15 protein-coding genes and 1 pseudogene are annotated in these 19,618 nt (G+C 52.0%); 10 read left to right on the top strand and 6 right to left on the bottom strand.

Annotation, left to right across the window (positions count from 1 at the left end; translation table 11 throughout):
• Position 1: 1 nt before the first annotated feature.
• From nemA to AB4H76_RS11215, 4 genes and pseudogenes are all read left to right on the top strand, one after another.
• Positions 2 to 1,099 carry an N-ethylmaleimide reductase gene (gene nemA, locus AB4H76_RS11230; protein WP_000093589.1) on the top strand — a complete coding sequence of 366 codons (1,098 nt, stop codon included), beginning with the start codon at positions 2 to 4 and terminating at the stop codon, positions 1,097 to 1,099.
• Positions 1,100 to 1,179: 80 nt separating this feature from the next.
• Positions 1,180 to 1,587 carry a lactoylglutathione lyase gene (gene gloA / locus AB4H76_RS11225; RefSeq protein WP_001237796.1) on the top strand — a complete coding sequence of 136 codons (408 nt, stop codon included), beginning with the start codon at positions 1,180 to 1,182 and terminating at the stop codon, positions 1,585 to 1,587.
• 102 nt (positions 1,588 to 1,689) lie between these two features.
• On the top strand, positions 1,690 to 2,337 hold the full coding sequence (gene rnt, locus AB4H76_RS11220) for a ribonuclease T (RefSeq protein WP_001282281.1): 648 nt from the start codon (positions 1,690 to 1,692) through the stop codon (positions 2,335 to 2,337).
• A 92-nt stretch (positions 2,338 to 2,429) separates the two neighbouring features.
• Positions 2,430 to 7,047 (top strand): annotated as a pseudogene (locus tag AB4H76_RS11215) (ATP-dependent helicase).
• Between the two features lie 50 nt (positions 7,048 to 7,097).
• On the opposite strand, the gene grxD reads toward AB4H76_RS11215, so the two are convergent.
• A complete protein-coding gene (grxD, locus tag AB4H76_RS11210; protein ID WP_000108172.1) occupies positions 7,098 to 7,445 on the bottom strand; it encodes a monothiol glutaredoxin 4 in 348 nt (115 codons plus the stop codon).
• 333 nt (positions 7,446 to 7,778) lie between these two features.
• On the opposite strand from grxD, the gene mepH reads away from it, so the two are divergent.
• Both mepH and sodB read left to right on the top strand, forming a co-directional pair.
• Entirely contained in the window at positions 7,779 to 8,594 is an 816-nt protein-coding gene (gene mepH / locus AB4H76_RS11205) for a peptidoglycan DD-endopeptidase MepH (protein ID WP_000101193.1), read from the top strand.
• Positions 8,595 to 8,721: 127 nt separating this feature from the next.
• Positions 8,722 to 9,303 (top strand): superoxide dismutase [Fe], encoded by a 582-nt coding sequence (gene sodB, locus AB4H76_RS11200; protein ID WP_000007283.1) that lies wholly within the window; start codon positions 8,722 to 8,724, stop codon positions 9,301 to 9,303.
• Between the two features lie 145 nt (positions 9,304 to 9,448).
• On the opposite strand, the gene AB4H76_RS11195 is transcribed toward sodB, so the two are convergent.
• Both AB4H76_RS11195 and cydH read right to left on the bottom strand, forming a co-directional pair.
• Entirely contained in the window at positions 9,449 to 10,618 is a 1,170-nt protein-coding gene (locus tag AB4H76_RS11195) for an MFS transporter (protein ID WP_000701040.1), read from the bottom strand.
• A 165-nt stretch (positions 10,619 to 10,783) separates the two neighbouring features.
• Positions 10,784 to 10,873, bottom strand: a complete 90-nt coding sequence (gene cydH, locus AB4H76_RS11190) for a cytochrome bd-I accessory subunit CydH (RefSeq protein WP_000102278.1) — start codon at positions 10,871 to 10,873, stop codon at positions 10,784 to 10,786.
• A gap of 298 nt (positions 10,874 to 11,171) precedes the next feature.
• Between cydH and purR the strand changes: the two genes are divergently transcribed.
• Entirely contained in the window at positions 11,172 to 12,197 is a 1,026-nt protein-coding gene (purR, locus tag AB4H76_RS11185; protein WP_000190982.1) for an HTH-type transcriptional repressor PurR, read from the top strand.
• Here the strand turns inward: purR and punR are convergent.
• Positions 12,194 to 13,126, bottom strand: a complete 933-nt coding sequence (punR, locus tag AB4H76_RS11180) for a DNA-binding transcriptional activator PunR (RefSeq protein WP_000269501.1) — start codon at positions 13,124 to 13,126, stop codon at positions 12,194 to 12,196. The genes purR and punR overlap by 4 nt on opposite strands.
• A gap of 112 nt (positions 13,127 to 13,238) precedes the next feature.
• Here punR and punC point away from each other — a divergent pair, with 112 nt between their 5' ends.
• Positions 13,239 to 14,450, top strand: coding sequence for a purine nucleoside transporter PunC (punC, locus tag AB4H76_RS11175; protein WP_032173857.1), 1,212 nt, complete (start codon positions 13,239 to 13,241; stop codon positions 14,448 to 14,450).
• Between the two features lie 290 nt (positions 14,451 to 14,740).
• Positions 14,741 to 15,889 (top strand): cyclopropane fatty acyl phospholipid synthase, encoded by a 1,149-nt coding sequence (gene cfa / locus AB4H76_RS11170; protein WP_077491352.1) that lies wholly within the window; start codon positions 14,741 to 14,743, stop codon positions 15,887 to 15,889.
• Between the two features lie 39 nt (positions 15,890 to 15,928).
• Here the strand turns inward: cfa and ribE are convergent, their stop codons facing one another.
• Positions 15,929 to 16,570 carry a riboflavin synthase gene (gene ribE, locus AB4H76_RS11165; protein WP_000493947.1) on the bottom strand — a complete coding sequence of 214 codons (642 nt, stop codon included), beginning with the start codon at positions 16,568 to 16,570 and terminating at the stop codon, positions 15,929 to 15,931.
• Positions 16,571 to 16,784: 214 nt separating this feature from the next.
• Here ribE and mdtK point away from each other — a divergent pair, with 214 nt between their 5' ends.
• Positions 16,785 to 18,158 (top strand): multidrug efflux MATE transporter MdtK, encoded by a 1,374-nt coding sequence (gene mdtK, locus AB4H76_RS11160; protein WP_001174961.1) that lies wholly within the window; start codon positions 16,785 to 16,787, stop codon positions 18,156 to 18,158.
• A gap of 40 nt (positions 18,159 to 18,198) precedes the next feature.
• On the opposite strand, the gene AB4H76_RS11155 is transcribed toward mdtK, so the two are convergent.
• The gene (locus tag AB4H76_RS11155) at positions 18,199 to 19,455 is read right to left on the bottom strand and encodes an AIDA repeat-containing protein (RefSeq protein WP_000534307.1); all 1,257 of its coding nucleotides are present in this window, start codon (positions 19,453 to 19,455) and stop codon (positions 18,199 to 18,201) included.
• Positions 19,456 to 19,618: the final 163 nt, after the last annotated feature.

Raw genomic sequence — 19,618 nt, 5'->3', positions numbered from 1 at the left:
TATGTCATCTGAAAAACTGTATTCCCCACTGAAAGTGGGCGCGATCACGGCGGCAAACCGTATTTTTATGGCACCGCTGACGCGTCTGCGCAGTATTGAACCGGGTGACATTCCTACCCCGTTGATGGCGGAATACTATCGCCAACGTGCCAGTGCCGGTTTGATTATTAGTGAAGCCACGCAAATTTCTGCCCAGGCAAAAGGATATGCAGGTGCGCCTGGCATCCATAGTCCGGAGCAAATTGCCGCATGGAAAAAAATCACCGCTGGCGTTCATGCTGAAAATGGTCATATGGCCGTGCAGCTGTGGCACACCGGACGCATTTCTCACGCCAGCCTGCAACCTGGCGGTCAGGCACCGGTAGCGCCTTCAGCACTTAGCGCGGGAACACGTACTTCTCTGCGCGATGAAAATGGTCAGGCGATCCGTGTTGAAACATCCATGCCGCGTGCGCTTGAACTGGAAGAGATTCCAGGTATCGTCAATGATTTCCGTCAGGCCATTGCTAACGCGCGTGAAGCCGGTTTTGATCTGGTAGAGCTCCACTCTGCTCACGGTTATTTGCTGCATCAGTTCCTTTCTCCTTCTTCAAACCATCGTACCGATCAGTACGGCGGCAGCGTGGAAAATCGCGCACGTTTGGTACTGGAAGTGGTCGATGCCGGGATTGAAGAATGGGGTGCCGATCGCATTGGCATTCGCGTTTCGCCAATCGGTACTTTCCAGAACACAGATAACGGCCCGAATGAAGAAGCCGATGCACTGTATCTGATTGAACAACTGGGTAAACGCGGCATTGCTTATCTGCATATGTCAGAACCAGATTGGGCGGGGGGTGAACCGTATACTGATGCGTTCCGCGAAAAAGTACGCGCCCGTTTCCACGGTCCGATTATCGGCGCAGGTGCATACACAGTAGAAAAAGCTGAAACGCTGATCGGCAAAGGGTTAATTGATGCGGTGGCATTTGGTCGTGACTGGATTGCGAACCCGGATCTGGTCGCCCGCTTGCAGCGCAAAGCTGAGCTTAACCCACAGCGTGCCGAAAGTTTCTACGGTGGCGGCGCGGAAGGCTATACCGATTACCCGACGTTGTAATCCAACATTGCGAGCGGCGTAAAGCCGCCGCTATACTAAAACAACATTTTGAATCTGTTAGCCATTTTGAGGATAAAAAGATGCGTCTTCTTCATACCATGCTGCGCGTTGGCGATTTGCAACGCTCCATCGATTTTTATACCAAAGTGCTGGGCATGAAACTGCTGCGTACCAGCGAAAACCCGGAATACAAATACTCACTGGCGTTTGTTGGCTACGGCCCGGAAACCGAAGAAGCGGTGATTGAACTGACCTACAACTGGGGCGTGGATAAATACGAACTCGGCACTGCTTATGGTCACATCGCGCTTAGCGTAGATAACGCCGCTGAAGCGTGCGAAAAAATCCGTCAAAACGGGGGTAACGTGACCCGTGAAGCGGGTCCGGTAAAAGGCGGTACTACGGTTATCGCGTTTGTGGAAGATCCGGACGGTTACAAAATTGAGTTAATCGAAGAGAAAGACGCCGGTCGCGGTCTGGGCAACTAATCTCCTGCCGGGCGTGAACTCATCGCGCCCGCATCTTTACTGCATCGACAAGTAATATTTGTCATAATGCGCGCTGCAATTTATCCGTATTAAGAGAATCAGATGTCCGATAACGCTCAACTTACCGGTCTGTGCGACCGTTTTCGTGGTTTTTATCCTGTTGTGATCGATGTTGAAACAGCCGGATTTAACGCCAAAACCGATGCGCTGCTTGAGATTGCCGCCATCACCCTGAAAATGGATGAACAAGGCTGGCTGATGCCGGACACCACATTACATTTCCACGTCGAACCATTTGTCGGCGCAAATTTGCAACCAGAAGCCCTCGCCTTCAACGGCATTGACCCGAACGATCCCGATCGCGGCGCGGTCAGCGAATACGAGGCGCTGCACGAAATTTTTAAAGTTGTACGTAAAGGTATTAAAGCGAGCGGCTGTAACCGCGCCATTATGGTGGCGCACAATGCCAATTTTGATCACAGCTTTATGATGGCCGCCGCAGAACGCGCCTCACTGAAACGTAACCCGTTCCACCCTTTCGCCACTTTTGACACTGCTGCACTGGCCGGGCTGGCACTCGGACAAACCGTATTGTCAAAGGCTTGCCAGACCGCTGGCATGGACTTCGACAGCACCCAGGCGCACTCCGCGCTGTACGACACCGAACGCACTGCTGTGCTGTTTTGTGAAATCGTCAACCGCTGGAAACGTCTGGGAGGCTGGCCGCTACCTGCCGCCGAAGAGGTGTAATCGAGTCGATGCCTGATGACATGCAATGATTCAGGCATCTATAGTGAGGCTATTCCACGCATCCTGCATGATATTCACGGGGAATAGCGTTAATGGCAGATAATCCAGACCCTTCATCGCTCCTGCCGGACGTGTTTTCACCGGCGACCCGCGACTGGTTTCTTCGCGCCTTTAAACAGCCGACCGCTGTCCAGCCGCAAACCTGGCATGTGGCGGCGCGAAGCGAACATGCGCTGGTGATTGCACCGACCGGCTCCGGGAAAACGCTGGCAGCATTTCTCTACGCCCTCGATCGGCTCTTCCGCGAAGGCGGCGAAGATACCCGCGAGGCGCATAAGCGTAAAACCTCACGCATCCTCTATATTTCACCGATAAAAGCCCTGGGCACCGACGTTCAGCGCAACTTGCAGATCCCGTTGAAGGGTATTGCCGATGAACGGCGGCGGCGCGGCGAAACGGAAGTCAATCTTCGCGTAGGGATCCGTACTGGCGATACGCCTGCACAGGAACGCAGCAAACTCACCCGTAATCCGCCGGATATTCTGATCACCACACCCGAATCACTCTATCTGATGCTGACCTCCCGCGCGCGCGAAACGCTACGCGGCGTCGAAACGGTAATTATTGATGAAGTCCACGCGGTAGCGGGCAGTAAACGTGGTGCGCATCTGGCGTTAAGTCTGGAGCGGCTCGATGCGCTGCTCCACACCTCAGCACAGCGAATTGGCCTTTCTGCCACTGTGCGCTCAGCCAGCGATGTGGCAGCATTTCTTGGTGGCGATCGCCCGGTTACGGTAGTCAACCCGCCCGCAATGCGCCATCCGCAGATACGAATTGTCGTACCGGTCGCCAATATGGATGATGTCTCATCGGTCGCCAGCGGCACCGGCGAAGACAGCCATGCCGGCCGGGAAGGCTCCATCTGGCCATATATTGAAACGGGTATCCTTGATGAAGTGTTGCGCCATCGCTCGACCATTGTCTTTACTAATTCACGCGGGCTGGCGGAAAAACTGACGGCACGATTAAATGAGCTTTACGCCGCACGCTTACAGCGTTCCCCGTCTATCGCCGTTGATGCGGCCCATTTCGAGTCGACCTCCGGCGCAACCTCTAACCGTGTACAAAGTAGCGACGTTTTTATTGCCCGCTCACACCACGGCTCCGTCTCTAAAGAACAACGAGCAATCACCGAACAGGCGCTGAAATCGGGTGAATTACGCTGCGTGGTCGCAACCTCCAGTCTTGAACTGGGGATTGATATGGGCGCGGTGGATCTGGTGATTCAGGTGGCAACGCCGCTTTCTGTTGCCAGTGGGTTACAACGCATTGGTCGCGCCGGACATCAGGTTGGCGGTGTATCTAAAGGGCTGTTTTTCCCCCGTACCCGGCGTGATTTAGTCGATTCCGCAGTCATTGTAGAGTGTATGTTCGCAGGCAGGCTGGAAAACCTGACACCACCGCATAATCCTCTCGACGTCCTTGCGCAGCAAACCGTTGCCGCCGCGGCGATGGATGCATTACAGGTAGACGAATGGTACTCCCGCGTACGCCGTGCCGCACCGTGGAAAGATCTGCCAAGACGTGTTTTTGACGCCACGCTGGATATGCTTTCCGGGCGCTATCCCTCTGGCGATTTTTCTGCTTTTCGCCCCAAACTGGTCTGGAACAGGGAGACCGGGATATTGACCGCCCGACCTGGCGCTCAATTGTTGGCGGTTACCAGCGGCGGCACCATTCCGGATCGTGGCATGTATAGCGTGTTATTACCCGAAGGTGAAGAAAAGGCCGGTTCGCGGCGGGTGGGTGAACTGGATGAGGAGATGGTATATGAGTCGCGGGTGAACGACATTATCACTCTCGGCGCTACCTCATGGCGGATCCAGCAAATCACCCGCGATCAGGTGATTGTGACTCCTGCTCCGGGTCGTTCTGCCCGGCTCCCCTTCTGGCGTGGTGAAGGTAACGGACGTCCGGCTGAATTAGGCGAGATGATCGGCGATTTTCTTCATTTGCTGGCGGATGGCGCGTTCTTTTCCGGGACTATTCCCCCGTGGCTGGCAGAAGAAAATACGATCGCCAATATTCAGGGGTTGATTGAGGAGCAGCGCAACGCGACGGGCATCGTTCCGGGGAGTCGCCATCTGGTCCTCGAACGGTGCCGTGATGAAATTGGTGACTGGCGTATTATTTTGCACTCTCCCTATGGAAGACGGGTGCATGAACCCTGGGCGCTGGCGATTGCCGGGCGAATACATGCGCTATGGGGCGCTGACGCGTCGGTGGTCGCCAGTGATGACGGCAGTGTTGCACGTATTCCTGACACCGATGGTAAATTGCCCGATGCCGCGATTTTTTATGTTTGAACCAGAAAAGTTGCTGCAAATTGTCCGCGAGGCGGTAGGCAGCTCGGCACTTTTCGCCGCCCGTTTTCGCGAATGCGCCGCGCGGGCATTATTAATGCCGGGGCGCACTCCGGGCCATCGCACCCCGCTTTGGCAACAACGGCTGCGCGCCAGTCAGTTGCTGGAAATCGCTCAGGGATATCCGGATTTTCCGGTCATTCTCGAAACCCTACGCGAATGTCTGCAAGATGTTTATGATCTTCCCGCACTGGAACGTTTGATGCGTCGCCTGAACGGTGGCGAAATTCAAATATCCGATGTAACGACCACTACGCCCTCGCCTTTCGCCACAAGTTTATTGTTCGGCTATGTCGCGGAATTTATGTACCAGAGCGACGCCCCGCTGGCAGAGCGCCGGGCATCCGTACTGTCGCTGGACAGCGAGTTACTGCGCAATCTACTCGGACAGGTCGATCCGGGGGAATTACTCGACCCGCAGGTCATTCGCCAGGTGGAAGAAGAGTTGCAACGACTGGCTCCTGGCAGAAGAGCGAAAGGTGAAGAAGGATTGTTCGACCTGCTGCGCGAACTGGGGCCAATGACCGTTGAAGACCTGGCGCAACGGCATACAGGCAGCAGTGAAGAGGTTGCGTCGTATCTGGAAAATCTTCTTGCAGTAAAACGAATCTTCCCAGCGATGATTAGCGGACAGGAGCGTCTTGCCTGTATGGATGATGCCGCCAGGCTGCGTGATGCCCTCGGCGTACGACTACCAGAGTCATTGCCAGAGATTTATTTACATAGAGTCAGTTACCCGCTTCGCGACCTCTTTCTGCGCTATCTCCGGGCTCATGCTCTGGTCACGGCTGAACAACTGGCTCATGAGTTTAGTCTCGGTATTGCCATTGTCGAAGAGCAGCTTCAGCAACTGCGTGAACAGGGTCTGGTGATGAATCTGCAACAAGACATCTGGGTGAGCGATGAAGTATTTCGTCGTCTGCGTTTGCGCTCGCTGCAAGCCGCCAGAGAAGCGACGCGTCCCGTTGCAGCCACGACCTATGCGCGATTGCTGCTGGAACGTCAGGGCGTATTACCCGCCACCGATGGTAGCCCGGCGCTCTTTGCCTCAACATCGCCAGGCGTTTATGAGGGCGTAGATGGCGTGATGCGGGTGATCGAACAGCTTGCCGGAGTCGGTTTACCCGCCTCACTCTGGGAAAGCCAGATCCTGCCTGCCCGCGTACGCGACTATTCGTCAGAAATGCTCGATGAATTACTGGCAACCGGTGCGGTTATCTGGTCGGGGCAAAAAAAACTGGGTGAAGATGACGGCCTGGTGGCACTGCATCTACAGGAATATGCTGCAGAATCGTTCACTCCCGCCGAAGCGGATCAGGCGAATCGTTCGGCGCTGCAACAAGCGATAGTCGCTGTTCTGGCTGACGGAGGAGCCTGGTTTGCACAACAAATCAGCCAACGGATACGCGACAAAATCGGCGAATCGGTTGATCTCTCTGCCCTGCAAGAGGCGTTATGGGCGCTGGTCTGGCAAGGCGTCATCACCAGCGACATTTGGGCACCGTTACGCGCCCTCACCCGCAGCAGTTCCAACGCACGCACCTCAACTCGCCGCAGTCACCGGGCTCGTCGTGGACGTCCTGTCTATGCGCAACCCGTCTCGCCGCGGGTATCTTACAACACACCAAATCTGGCTGGACGCTGGTCGTTATTGCAGGTGGAGCCACTAAACGATACCGAAAGGATGCTGGCGCTGGCGGAAAATATGCTCGACCGCTACGGCATCATCAGTCGTCAGGCGGTGATAGCCGAAAATATCCCTGGCGGGTTTCCATCGATGCAAACGCTTTGTCGAAGTATGGAAGACTCCGGGCGAATTATGCGAGGTCGTTTTGTAGAAGGTCTGGGTGGCGCGCAATTCGCTGAACGTCTGACTATTGACCGATTGCGCGATCTGGCGACACAAGCCACGCAAACGCGCCACTATACACCAGTGGCGCTCTCTGCCAACGATCCGGCTAATGTGTGGGGAAATCTTCTGCCCTGGCCTGCACATCCGGCAACGCTGGTTCCAACGCGTCGGGCGGGTGCGCTGGTGGTCGTTTCTGGCGGCAAATTGTTACTCTATCTGGCGCAAGGTGGCAAAAAAATGCTGGTCTGGCAGGAAAAAGAGGAATTACTCGCCCCAGAGGTTTTCCACGCGCTGACTACCGCACTGCGTCGCGAACCACGGCTGCGCTTTACGCTAACAGAAGTGAATGATCTACCGGTCCGGCAAACGCCGATGTTTACGCTGCTGCGTGAGGCGGGATTTTCAAGTTCGCCACAAGGGCTGGATTGGGGATAGAGAAAGGACTGACGGATGCCCGTTCGCATCCGTCAGTATTGCAGGACGGATTATTCCGCGTCCGGCTCTTCAGACTTGTATTTAGCGGCAGTTTCTTTGATCAGCTGCTGCAGTTCGCCACGCTGATACATTTCGATCACGATATCACAACCGCCGACCAGCTCGCCGTCAACCCACAGTTGCGGGAAGGTCGGCCAGTTAGCATATTTCGGCAGTTCCGCACGAATGTCCGGATTCTGCAGAATATCAACATAGGCAAAACGTTCGCCACATGCGGCAAGCGCCTGGACTGCCTGGGCAGAGAAACCGCAGCTCGGCAGTTTCGGTGAACCTTTCATGTACAGCAGGATCGGGTTTTCAGCAATCTGGCGTTGGATTTTTTCGATAGTGGTGCTCATTGTCTTGCTTCCTCAAACTTCTTTACGGCAGTAATCTGACATTGTAGCGGGTCAGTGCGGCATCGGAAAATAACATTTTCATCACGCTTTTGCTATTTTATCCCTTTGCTCTATTTGTTGCATTTCAAATATTCGTTTCTTCTCTGATGCCGGCAAACTGGCGTATTTATAACCATTTTTAGCTTTCACTGCTGCATTTTTTTGCGCTCGCCAACGAAACGTATTTTTTAACAATAAAAGCTATTAACTTTCTCTTCTTCTATGCATTAGAATCATCAAGTTTTGTAAATCAGACGCAGGCATGATAGACCTGCCTTAACAGAGGGACGCTCAGTGGCGCGGATAAACCGTATTTCGATCACGCTCTGTGCTTTACTTTTTACCACCCTGCCTTTAACGCCTATGGCCCATGCTTCAAAGCAAGCCAGGGAGAGTTCTGCTACCACTCATATCACCAAAAAAGCAGATAAAAAGAAAAGCACGGCAACCACCAAAAAGACCCAGAAAACAGCGAAAAAAGCCGCCAGTAAAAGTACGACCAAAAGCAAAACCGCTTCTTCCGTTAAAAAATCTTCCATTACCGCTTCTAAAAACGCCAAAACTCGCAGCAAACACGCCGTCAATAAAACGGCCTCAGCCAGCTTTACCGAAAAGTGTACCAAACGTAAGGGCTATAAATCGCATTGTGTGAAAGTCAAAAATGCCGCGTCAGGAACTCTTGCCGACGCGCACAAAGCGAAGGTGCAAAAAGCTACGAAAGTGGCAATGAATAAACTGATGCAGCAAATTGGTAAGCCATATCGTTGGGGTGGCAGCTCACCGCGTACCGGTTTTGATTGCAGCGGCCTGGTTTATTACGCTTATAAAGATTTGGTGAAAATTCGTATTCCGCGTACGGCGAATGAAATGTATCACCTGCGTGATGCAGCGCCAATCGAACGTAGTGAACTGAAAAACGGCGACCTGGTCTTTTTCCGTACTCAGGGACGCGGCACAGCCGATCATGTCGGCGTGTATGTCGGCAACGGCAAATTTATTCAGTCACCGCGCACAGGTCAGGAAATTCAAATCACTTCTCTCAGTGAAGACTACTGGCAGCGCCACTATGTTGGCGCTCGTCGGGTAATGACCCCAAAAACACTTCGCTAAAACTTTACCCTGTTGTTACGGCAACAGGGTAAGTTCATCTTTTGTCTCACCTTTTAATTTGCTACCCTATCCATACGCACAATAAGGCTATTGTACGTATGCAAATTAATAATAAAGGAGAGTAGCAATGTCATTCGAATTACCTGCACTACCATATGCTAAAGATGCTCTGGCACCGCACATTTCTGCGGAAACCATCGAGTATCACTACGGCAAGCACCATCAGACTTATGTCACTAACCTGAACAACCTGATTAAAGGTACCGCGTTTGAAGGTAAATCACTGGAAGAGATTATTCGCAGCTCTGAAGGTGGCGTATTCAACAACGCAGCTCAGGTCTGGAACCATACTTTCTACTGGAACTGCCTGGCACCGAACGCCGGTGGCGAACCGACTGGAAAAGTCGCTGAAGCTATCGCCGCATCTTTTGGCAGCTTTGCCGATTTCAAAGCGCAGTTTACTGATGCAGCGATCAAAAACTTTGGTTCTGGCTGGACCTGGCTGGTGAAAAACAGCGATGGCAAACTGGCTATCGTTTCAACCTCTAACGCGGGTACTCCGCTGACCACCGATGCGACTCCGCTGCTGACCGTTGATGTCTGGGAACACGCTTATTACATCGACTATCGCAATGCACGTCCTGGCTATCTGGAGCACTTCTGGGCGCTGGTGAACTGGGAATTCGTAGCGAAAAATCTCGCTGCATAATAACTGATGGCAAATGCAGCATTGCCTGAAGCGCTACGCTTACCATGCCAACGCGGATGAGGCGTTAACAGCGCATTCGGCAAGATAAATCGCACGTTGTCAGCAACTGTAACGCAGAAGGTTATCCTTCTGCGTTTTTGTTTAATTAGCTGTTAGCAACGCAAACTGTTTCAGGTTGTTTTCTGGCTGACATAAACACCAGCAATAATGCCAGTCCCGCGACAATCGCTCCCATCACCGGCACAAAGCTGTATCCCAGCCCAGCGGAAATTACCGCACCACCAGCAGCTGCTCCCAGCGCATTTCCAAGATTAAAGGCACCAATATTGACTGATGAAGACAGACCTGGCGCTTCACTGGCGACACGCATCACGCGCATCTGTAACGGCGGTACGACCGCAAAGGTTGCTGCGCCCCACACCACCATGCTAATAGCTGCGCCGAACTCATTGCGGGCCAGGAACGGGATTGCCAGCATAATCACCATCAACAACAACAAAAAGCCTTTCAACGTGCCGTTAACTGAACGATCTGCCAGTTTGCCGCCGAGATAGTTACCGATAGAGAATCCGACACCAATCAGCACCAGCATTGCCGTGACGAACACCGGTGTTGCGTGGGTAATACTTTGCAGTACCGGAGAGATATAGGTGTAGAGAGTAAACATTGCACCAGCTCCCAGTACCGTCGTCAGCAATGCAGACAGCACCTGCGGACGCATTAATACCGCCAGCTCTTTTTTCACTTCAGGTCGTGCCCCTGCACCACCTTTAGGTAATGAGAAGAACAGACTTACCATTGAAATCACTCCCAGCCCCGCCGTTGCCAGAAATGACATCCGCCAGCCGATGGTTTCACCCAACCAGGTCGCCGCCGGCACGCCACCGATATTTGCCAGGGTTAACCCCATAAACATAGTGGCAACTGCGCTGGCCTGTTTATGTTTTGGCACCACGCTTGCGGCCACGACTGAACCCAAACCAAAAAATGCTCCGTGATTCAGGCTGGTCAAAATGCGTGAAAGCATCAGGGTCATATAATCCGGCGCGATGGCGGAAAGAACGTTGCCTAGCGTGAAAATTGCCATCAGGAAAATCAACGCACTGCGGCGGGCACGATGAGAAAGTAGAAGCGTCATCAGCGGCGCGCCCACCATTACGCCAACTGCATAGGCACTGATTAACATTCCGGCAGCGGGAATCGAGACATCCACACCGCGCGCAATGACGGGCAACAAGCCCATTGGCGAGAACTCCGTTGTCCCGATACCAAACGCGCCAATCGCCAGCGCCAGCAACGGATAGTTAATTTTCATGCCTTATCTCCACCTCTTCGCGTCATTACGCGATATTCATTAAAGTGGCGAAAGCATGACAGCAATCACAAAAAAATGAAAATAACAAAAAGAGAAAACACTTTTGCCATTTTGCTAACAAACAGGAAGGAGATGCGAGGGAGAACGCGCTCCCTCGAGAGGAAATCAGTGCAGCGCGGCAGTCAAACCCACGGCTACGATCAAACCGAGGACGATAATCGTTGTTACCAGTGAAAATTTAAGGTCGGTGCTCATCAAGTTTTCTCCTTTTTTATTACCACACAAAAAGTGATATTACGCATTTTTACACACTGTGATGAAAAAATCTCCCGTCATTTATAATGATAAGTGTTTTTACCACTTCCCCTTTTCGTCAAGATCGGCCAAAATTCCACGCTTACACTATTTGCGTACTGGCCATTGACCCCTTCCTGACGCTCCGTGTCGTTTTTCCGGCGTACCGCAACACTTTTGTTGTGCGTAAGGTGTGTAAAGGCAAACGTTTACCTTGCGATTTTGCAGGAGCTGAAGTTAGGGTCTGGAGTGAAATGGAATGGCAACAATAAAAGATGTAGCGAAACGAGCAAACGTTTCCACTACAACTGTGTCACACGTGATCAACAAAACACGTTTCGTCGCTGAAGAAACGCGCAACGCCGTGTGGGCAGCGATCAAAGAATTACACTACTCCCCTAGCGCGGTGGCGCGTAGCCTGAAGGTTAACCACACCAAGTCTATCGGTTTGCTGGCGACCAGCAGCGAAGCGGCCTATTTTGCCGAGATCATTGAAGCAGTTGAAAAAAATTGCTTCCAGAAAGGTTACACCCTGATTCTGGGTAATGCGTGGAACAATCTTGAGAAACAGCGGGCTTATCTGTCGATGATGGCGCAAAAACGCGTCGATGGTCTGCTGGTGATGTGTTCTGAGTACCCAGAGCCGTTGCTGGCGATGCTGGAAGAGTATCGCCATATCCCAATGGTGGTGATGGACTGGGGTGAAGCAAAAGCTGACTTCACCGATGCGGTCATTGATAACGCGTTCGAAGGCGGCTACATGGCCGGGCGTTATCTGATTGAACGCGGTCACCGCGAAATCGGCGTCATCCCCGGCCCGCTGGAACGTAACACCGGCGCAGGCCGCCTTGCCGGTTTTATGAAGGCGATGGAAGAAGCGATGATCAAGGTGCCGGAAAGCTGGATTGTTCAGGGTGACTTTGAACCCGAATCTGGTTATCGCGCCATGCAGCAAATACTGTCGCAGCCGCATCGCCCTACTGCCGTCTTCTGTGGTGGCGATATCATGGCAATGGGCGCACTTTGTGCTGCTGATGAAATGGGTCTGCGCGTCCCGCAGGATGTTTCGCTGATCGGTTATGATAACGTGCGCAACGCCCGCTATTTTACGCCGGCGCTAACCACGATCCACCAGCCAAAAGATTCGCTGGGTGAAACAGCGTTCAACATGCTGTTGGATCGTATCGTCAACAAACGTGAAGAACCGCAGTCCATTGAAGTGCATCCGCGCTTGATTGAACGCCGCTCCGTGGCTGACGGCCCGTTCCGCGACTATCGTCGTTAATCACCCGTTGCGGGAGTCTCTTCCGGCTCCCGCAGCCACTCCTTATTCAGCGTCTCACTATCGCCGAGATACTCAAGCAGCCAGGTTAACGCAGGCGACATATCATTTTGCTGCCATGTCAGACAACATGCCGAATCCGGAAAGGGGTTTTCCAGTTCTAATGCCACCCACTTCCCCTCATTAAGCCACGGTTTGGCGAAATGTGTTGGCACCATCCCTATGCATAATCCTGCCGAGATACAGGTTGCCGATGATTCCCAGTCAGGCACGACAACTCTTTTTTGGTTATCCAGCAACCAAGTAATACGTTTAGGTAGCGTTCGCGAGGTGTCTTCGCGCACCAACGACGGCCAGTTGCGCAACGTATCATCGCTGAACGGGCCATCCATCAACGCCAGCGGGTGGTGGCTGGCAACAACGCAACTCCAGCTTAGCATCCCCATATCCCGGAAGGCATAACGACCGCCTACCGGAATCGCGCGTGTTGCGCCAATCGCCAGTTCCACGCGCCCATCGGAAAGCGCATCCCAGACACCGTTGAACACTTCCTGAAAGACAAGAAGTTCGACATCATCAAAATGGCGATAAAAATCAACGATCATCTGCCGTGTACGTTCTGGCCTGACAATATTATCCACTGCGATAGCTAACTGACCGCGCCAGCCGTTCGCTATCTGCTGACATTGCTGGCGGGTGATCTGCATTTTTTTGACAACAGAGCGCCCTTCTTTGAGAAACCACGCTCCAGCAGCGGTCAGCTCCACATCACGGTGCCGTCGTTCAAAGAGCGGCACCGCCAGCCACTCTTCCAGCTGACGCACGGTATAGCTGACCGCAGAAGGAACGCGATGCAGCTCCTGTGCCGCAGCGCTAAAACTACCATTACGCGCTACCGCATCAACAACTTCGAGTGAATATTCTGACCACATAGTCTGCCTACAAAATTTTTGAAACCAGTCATCAAATATTACCGTTTCACAACACTAATTTCACTCCCTACACTTTGCGGCGGTGTTTAATTGAGAGATTTAGAGAATATACATGCAACCTGGGAAAAGATTTTTAGTCTGGCTGGCGGGTTTGAGCGTACTCGGTTTTCTGGCAACCGATATGTATCTGCCTGCTTTCGCCGCCATACAGGCCGACCTGCAAACGCCTGCGTCTGCTGTCAGTGCCAGCCTTAGTCTGTTCCTTGCCGGTTTTGCCGCAGCCCAGCTTCTGTGGGGGCCACTCTCCGACCGTTATGGTCGTAAACCGGTGTTATTAATCGGCCTGACAATTTTTGCGTTAGGTAGTCTGGGGATGCTGTGGGTAGAAAACGCCGCTACGCTGCTGGTATTGCGTTTTGTACAGGCTGTGGGGGTCTGCGCCGCGGCGGTTATCTGGCAAGCGTTAGTGACGGATTATTATCCTTCACAGAAAGTCAACCGTATTTTTGCGACCATCATGCCGCTGGTGGGTCTGTCTCCGGCACTTGCTCCCCTGTTAGGAAGCTGGCTGCTGGTCCATTTTTCCTGGCAGGCGATTTTCGCCACCCTGTTTGCCATTACCGTGGTGCTGATTCTGCCTATTTTCTGGCTCAAACCCACGACGAAGGCCCGTAACAATAGTCAGGATGGTCTGACCTTTACCGACCTGCTACGTTCTAAAACCTATCGCGGCAACGTGCTGATATATGCGGCCTGTTCAGCCAGTTTTTTTGCATGGCTGACCGGTTCACCGTTCATCCTTAGTGAAATGGGCTACAGCCCGGCAGTTATTGGTTTAAGTTATGTCCCGCAAACTATCGCGTTTCTGATTGGTGGTTATGGCTGTCGCGCCGCACTGCAGAAATGGCAAGGCAAGCAGTTATTACCGTGGTTGCTGGTGCTGTTTGCTGTCAGCGTCATTGCGACCTGGGCTGCAGGCTTCATTAGCCATGTGTCGCTGGTCGAAATCCTGATCCCATTCTGTGTGATGGCGATTGCCAATGGCGCGATCTACCCTATTGTTGTCGCCCAGGCGCTGCGTCCCTTCCCACACACAACTGGTCGCGCCGCAGCTTTGCAGAACACTCTACAACTGGGTCTGTGCTTCCTCGCAAGTCTGGTAGTTTCCTGGCTGATCAGTATCAGCACGCCATTGCTCACCACCACCAGCGTGATGTTATCAACAGTAGTGCTGGTCGCGCTGGGTTACATGATGCAACGTTGTGAAGAAGTTGGCTGCCAGAATCATGGCAATGCCGAAGTCGCTCATAGCGAATCACACTGATCTATATCGATATACTTATACTTAGGCTGCTAACAAAATTTTGTTGTATGATTGAAATTAGCGGCCTATACTAATTTCGAGTTGTTAAAGCTACGATAAATATTATGTTTTTACGGGGACAGGATCGTTCCCGACTCACTATGGATGGTCATTTCGGCAAGGGTTCCTCCTTTCCCTCTGTTCTACGTCGGATTATAGACTCGCGGTTTTTTCTGCGAGATTTCTCACAAAGCCCAAAAAGCGTCTACGCTGTTTTAAGGTTCTGATCACCGACCAGTGATGGAGAAACTATGAGTTCATCGTGTATAGAAGAAGTCAGCGTACCGGATGACAACTGGTACCGTATCGCCAACGAATTACTTAGCCGTGCCGGTATAGCCATTAACGGTTCTGCCCCGGCGGATATTCGTGTGAAAAACCCCGAATTTTTTAAACGCGTTCTGCAAGAAGGCTCTTTGGGGTTAGGCGAAAGTTATATGGATGGCTGGTGGGAATGTGACCGACTGGATATGTTTTTTAGCAAAGTCTTACGCGCAGGTCTCGAGAACCAACTCCCCCATCATTTCAAAGACACGCTGCGTATTGCCGGCGCTCGTCTCTTCAATCTGCAGAGTAAAAAACGTGCCTGGATAGTCGGCAAAGAGCATTACGATTTGGGTAATGACTTGTTCAGCCGCATGCTTGATCCCTTCATGCAATATTCCTGCGCTTACTGGAAAGATGCCGATAATCTGGAATCTGCCCAGCAGGCGAAGCTCAAAATGATTTGTGAAAAATTGCAGTTAAAACCAGGGATGCGCGTACTGGATATTGGCTGCGGCTGGGGCGGACTGGCACACTACATGGCATCTAATTATGACGTAAGCGTGGTGGGCGTCACCATTTCTGCCGAACAGCAAAAAATGGCTCAGGAACGCTGTGAAGGCCTGGATGTCACCATTTTGCTGCAAGATTATCGTGACCTGAACGACCAGTTTGATCGTATTGTTTCTGTGGGGATGTTCGAGCACGTCGGACCGAAAAATTACGATACCTATTTTGCGGTGGTGGATCGTAATTTGAAACCGGAAGGCATATTCCTGCTCCATACTATCGGTTCGAAAAAAACCGATCTGAATGTTGATCCCTGGATTAACAAATATATTTTTCCGAACGGTTGCCTGCCCTCTGTACGCCAGATTGCTCAATCCAGCGAACCCCACTTTGTGATGGAAGACTGGCATAACTTCGGTGCTGATTACGATACTACGTTGATGGCGTGGTATGAACGATTCCTCGCCGCATGGCCAGAAATTGCGGATAACTACAGTGAACGCTTTAAACGAATGTTTACCTATTATCTGAATGCCTGTGCAGGTGCTTTCCGCGCCCGTGATATTCAGCTCTGGCAGGTCGTGTTCTCACGCGGTGTTGAAAACGGCCTTCGAGTGGCTCGCTAAAGGCTATTCTATCGCCCCCTCTCCGGGGGCGATTTCAGATCAGGCTTCTGTACCTGGTTGATTCATGGCATTTTCTCGTGCCGCCAGCACACGTTCTACCGTATCTACCACTGCCTGAGTTTGTGGATCGATTTCAATGTTGACGCGTGCGCCAAGTTTTTTCTTCCCAAGAGTCGTGCGTTCCAGTGTTTCCGGAATTAAATGGACGCAAAAACGCGTTGGCGTGACTTCGCCGACGGTCAGGCTAATACCGTCGATGCCAATAAATCCTTTGTACAGAATATATTTCATCAACTGACTATCCTGGACTTTAAACCAGATCTGGCGATTATTTTCCGAGGTTAATATTTTCGCCACTTCAGCGGTGGTCATAATATGACCTGACATTAAGTGTCCGCCAATTTCATCACTGAATTTCGCCGCACGCTCAACGTTTACCCAATCCCCCACTTTTAAATCGCCAAGATTGGTAATGCGTAACGTTTCTTTCATCAGGTCAAAACTGACATGGTTGCCGTTAATTTCCGTCACGGTCAGGCAGCAACCGTTATGCGCCACGGACGCACCGGTTTCCAGGCCGTCCAGCATGTGGTCGGGTAACTCCACCACATGCGTACGAAAATTTGGTTTCTCGTCAATCGACACCAGTTTTGCGGTGCCCTGTACAATCCCCGTAAACATACTTACAACTCCTGAAATCAGTTAAGACATTCTGTTCAGCACAATAGCAGGTGGCAAACGCCCTTACCAGTGAAGGGGTAAGAATGACTATTTTTTCACTGGAGAATTAATAAATCCTCGCTACAATAGACTGAATTTCCCCTGCTTCTTCTTTTTGCTGCCCATTCAGGCGGCTTTTTAGTCTCTCATATAACTACAAATAAAAGGTGTTCACGTGCAGAAGTATATCAGTGAAGCGCGTCTGTTATTAGCATTAGCAATCCCGGTGATTCTCGCGCAAATCGCCCAAACTGCGATGGGTTTTGTCGATACCGTGATGGCGGGCGGCTATAGTGCCACCGACATGGCGGCGGTCGCTATCGGTACTTCTATCTGGCTTCCGGCGATCCTCTTTGGTCACGGACTGCTGCTGGCATTAACGCCGGTTATCGCGCAATTAAATGGTTCTGGTCGACGTGAGCGCATTGCGCATCAGGTGCGACAAGGTTTCTGGCTGGCAGGTTTTGTTTCCGTTCTCATTATGCTGGTGCTGTGGAATGCAGGTTACATTATCCGCTCCATGGAAAACATCGATCCGGCTCTGGCGGAGAAAGCCGTGGGTTATCTGCGTGCGTTGCTGTGGGGCGCGCCGGGATATCTGTTCTTCCAGGTTGCCCGTAACCAGTGTGAAGGTCTGGCAAAAACCAAGCCGGGTATGGTAATGGGCTTTATCGGCCTGCTGGTGAACATTCCGGTGAACTATATCTTTATTTATGGTCATTTCGGTATGCCTGAGCTCGGTGGCGTTGGTTGTGGCGTGGCTACTGCGGCGGTGTATTGGGTCATGTTCCTTGCCATGGTTTCTTACATTAAACGCGCCCGCTCCATGCGCGATATTCGTAACGAAAAAGGCACCGCGAAACCCGATCCTGCGGTTATGAAACGACTGATTCAACTCGGTTTGCCGATTGCGCTGGCACTATTCTTTGAAGTGACACTGTTTGCCGTCGTGGCTCTGTTAGTGTCTCCGCTCGGTATTGTTGATGTCGCAGGACACCAGATTGCCCTGAACTTTAGTTCACTGATGTTTGTGCTTCCAATGTCGCTGGCGGCAGCGGTAACTATCCGCGTAGGTTATCGTCTGGGTCAGGGCTCAACGCTGGATGCGCAAACCGCTGCGCGGACCGGGCTTATGGTGGGTGTCTGTATGGCAACCCTGACGGCCATATTCACGGTTTCACTGCGGGAGCAAATCGCCCTGTTGTACAACGACAATCCCGAGGTTGTAACGCTGGCTGCGCATTTGATGTTGCTGGCGGCAGTATATCAGATTTCTGACTCGATCCAGGTGATTGGCAGTGGGATTTTGCGTGGTTATAAAGATACGCGTTCCATTTTCTATATTACCTTTACGGCTTACTGGGTGCTGGGCTTGCCAAGCGGCTATATTCTGGCACTGACCGATCTGGTCGTTGAACCTATGGGGCCAGCAGGCTTCTGGATAGGCTTTATTATTGGCCTGACGTCGGCAGCCATTATGATGATGCTGCGTATGCGGTTCCTGCAACGTCTGCCGTCAGCCATCATTCTGCAACGAGCGTCCCGCTAATAAAGACAAGGCGCAACCTTCACGGGTTGCGCCTGTGTTTTTACGCAGGCTGGAGCGTTGCGCCAATCCCGTCTTCGTCTGGCTGTAGTTTCAGTGCGTTACACAGAGTTTGCCGACTGGCATCTGTTATCTCAACGCGTATATCCCCGGTAACTTCCCCTTTCACATTGATGAAGTCAGGTGAAATTTCTTTCGCACTGGTTTGCAGGCAAATCGCTCCCTCTCCGCGCAGGCGTTTCACTTTCAGTTGCACATGCGTTGCCGCACCAGTGATCAGCCACAGTTTTCCGCCATTCAGATTGATGTTACCAACAATGAAAGTGACACTGTCACCTTTTACCGTACTGCCGTCGAGAATCAACACACCGCCCTGCTGTACAGTAATCGTTGATTGTTGCAGCTCTGCGCCATAACCAATAATCATTGAAGCGCCGTCCAGTAATGCAACACTCCCGGTCAGTTCAACCGGTGCGCGATCTTCCTCTACGACAAAATTTTCGTCCGCGCTGGTGGGTGACAACAGGATCACTGTTCCACCTTGTATTACCGCATTTTCCAGCGTACCGGCATGCACTTCAGCCCGACCACCCACATTCACGGACAGGTTTTGCGTCTTACCGGAACTGTAGAGCTGAAGGCCATCCGTCCCCAGACGATAAATGGATCCATTCTCAACAATAGTGTCAGAGTCTTCACCACCGAGATTATTCATGGTGCCACCAGCAAGCAACGTATCACTGGCTTTCCCAGCCAGCATAAAAACGCCGCCCTGATTAATCTCACAATTGCTGGCTTCCCCACCTGGATACACCAACAATTCACCACCTTCATCTACCACGACCGCTGAGGTTGTCCCATTGACCAACAGGCCGCCCTCTTGATCGAGAATGATTTTTTCCGCGCGATGTCCTTCCAGTACACGCAGGTTACCGCCATTTTCCAGCAACAAACCGCAGGCATAACCCTGATCAACGCTGAATTCACCTTCGGGATGGCGGCCATTAACCGTAGCGAGCGTAGAGAGACTAATTGCGCCTCCCTCGGACTGAACAACATCTGTGGCAATGGCACCGTCGCTGACCGATAGCGTGCCATTGTTACCGTACTGTGTGCATTTGACGATCCCACCGGTTGCAACTTTCAACCAGCCGGTCCCCGTGACCACGGTATTTTCAGCTCTTCCGCCAGCCTCAACAATTAACTCGCCTTCAGTAAGTTGAGTCGCGCCAATGACCTCGCCGGTCTTAACAATTTGCACGTTCCCGTCGCTCATCAAGTTTTTCGCATCAGATCCCATGATTTATTCCTTTGCTGCATCTGTGTGCCTTTATTGCTACCTAAGTGTAAAGGCTACGGAGGATTTATCCACGACAGATTTGAGATGGTGGCAAACAACTCTGTTTAAACTCTGATACACGAATTATTGGGTTGTATCAGATGTAAATGCGATCCTGAATAAA

The organism is Escherichia sp. UTM R2 (genome assembly GCF_048593455.1).
In the GTDB taxonomy this organism is placed as follows: Bacteria; Pseudomonadota; Gammaproteobacteria; order Enterobacterales; family Enterobacteriaceae; genus Escherichia; species Escherichia coli.
The sequence above is the reverse complement of the archived record's forward strand: the minus strand, read 5'-3'. Positions and strand labels throughout refer to the sequence as shown.

Coding starts and splice junctions, on each gene's coding strand:
- nemA (WP_000093589.1), top strand. CDS start 2: ATGTCATCTGAAAAACTGTATTCCCCACTGAAAGTGGGCGCGATCACG.
- gloA (WP_001237796.1), top strand. CDS start 1,180: ATGCGTCTTCTTCATACCATGCTGCGCGTTGGCGATTTGCAACGCTCC.
- rnt (WP_001282281.1), top strand. CDS start 1,690: ATGTCCGATAACGCTCAACTTACCGGTCTGTGCGACCGTTTTCGTGGT.
- grxD (WP_000108172.1), bottom strand. CDS start 7,445: ATGAGCACCACTATCGAAAAAATCCAACGCCAGATTGCTGAAAACCCG.
- sodB (WP_000007283.1), top strand. CDS start 8,722: ATGTCATTCGAATTACCTGCACTACCATATGCTAAAGATGCTCTGGCA.
- AB4H76_RS11195 (WP_000701040.1), bottom strand. CDS start 10,618: ATGAAAATTAACTATCCGTTGCTGGCGCTGGCGATTGGCGCGTTTGGT.
- cydH (WP_000102278.1), bottom strand. CDS start 10,873: ATGAGCACCGACCTTAAATTTTCACTGGTAACAACGATTATCGTCCTC.
- purR (WP_000190982.1), top strand. CDS start 11,172: ATGGCAACAATAAAAGATGTAGCGAAACGAGCAAACGTTTCCACTACA.
- punR (WP_000269501.1), bottom strand. CDS start 13,126: ATGTGGTCAGAATATTCACTCGAAGTTGTTGATGCGGTAGCGCGTAAT.
- punC (WP_032173857.1), top strand. CDS start 13,239: ATGCAACCTGGGAAAAGATTTTTAGTCTGGCTGGCGGGTTTGAGCGTA.
- cfa (WP_077491352.1), top strand. CDS start 14,741: ATGAGTTCATCGTGTATAGAAGAAGTCAGCGTACCGGATGACAACTGG.
- ribE (WP_000493947.1), bottom strand. CDS start 16,570: ATGTTTACGGGGATTGTACAGGGCACCGCAAAACTGGTGTCGATTGAC.
- AB4H76_RS11155 (WP_000534307.1), bottom strand. CDS start 19,455: ATGGGATCTGATGCGAAAAACTTGATGAGCGACGGGAACGTGCAAATT.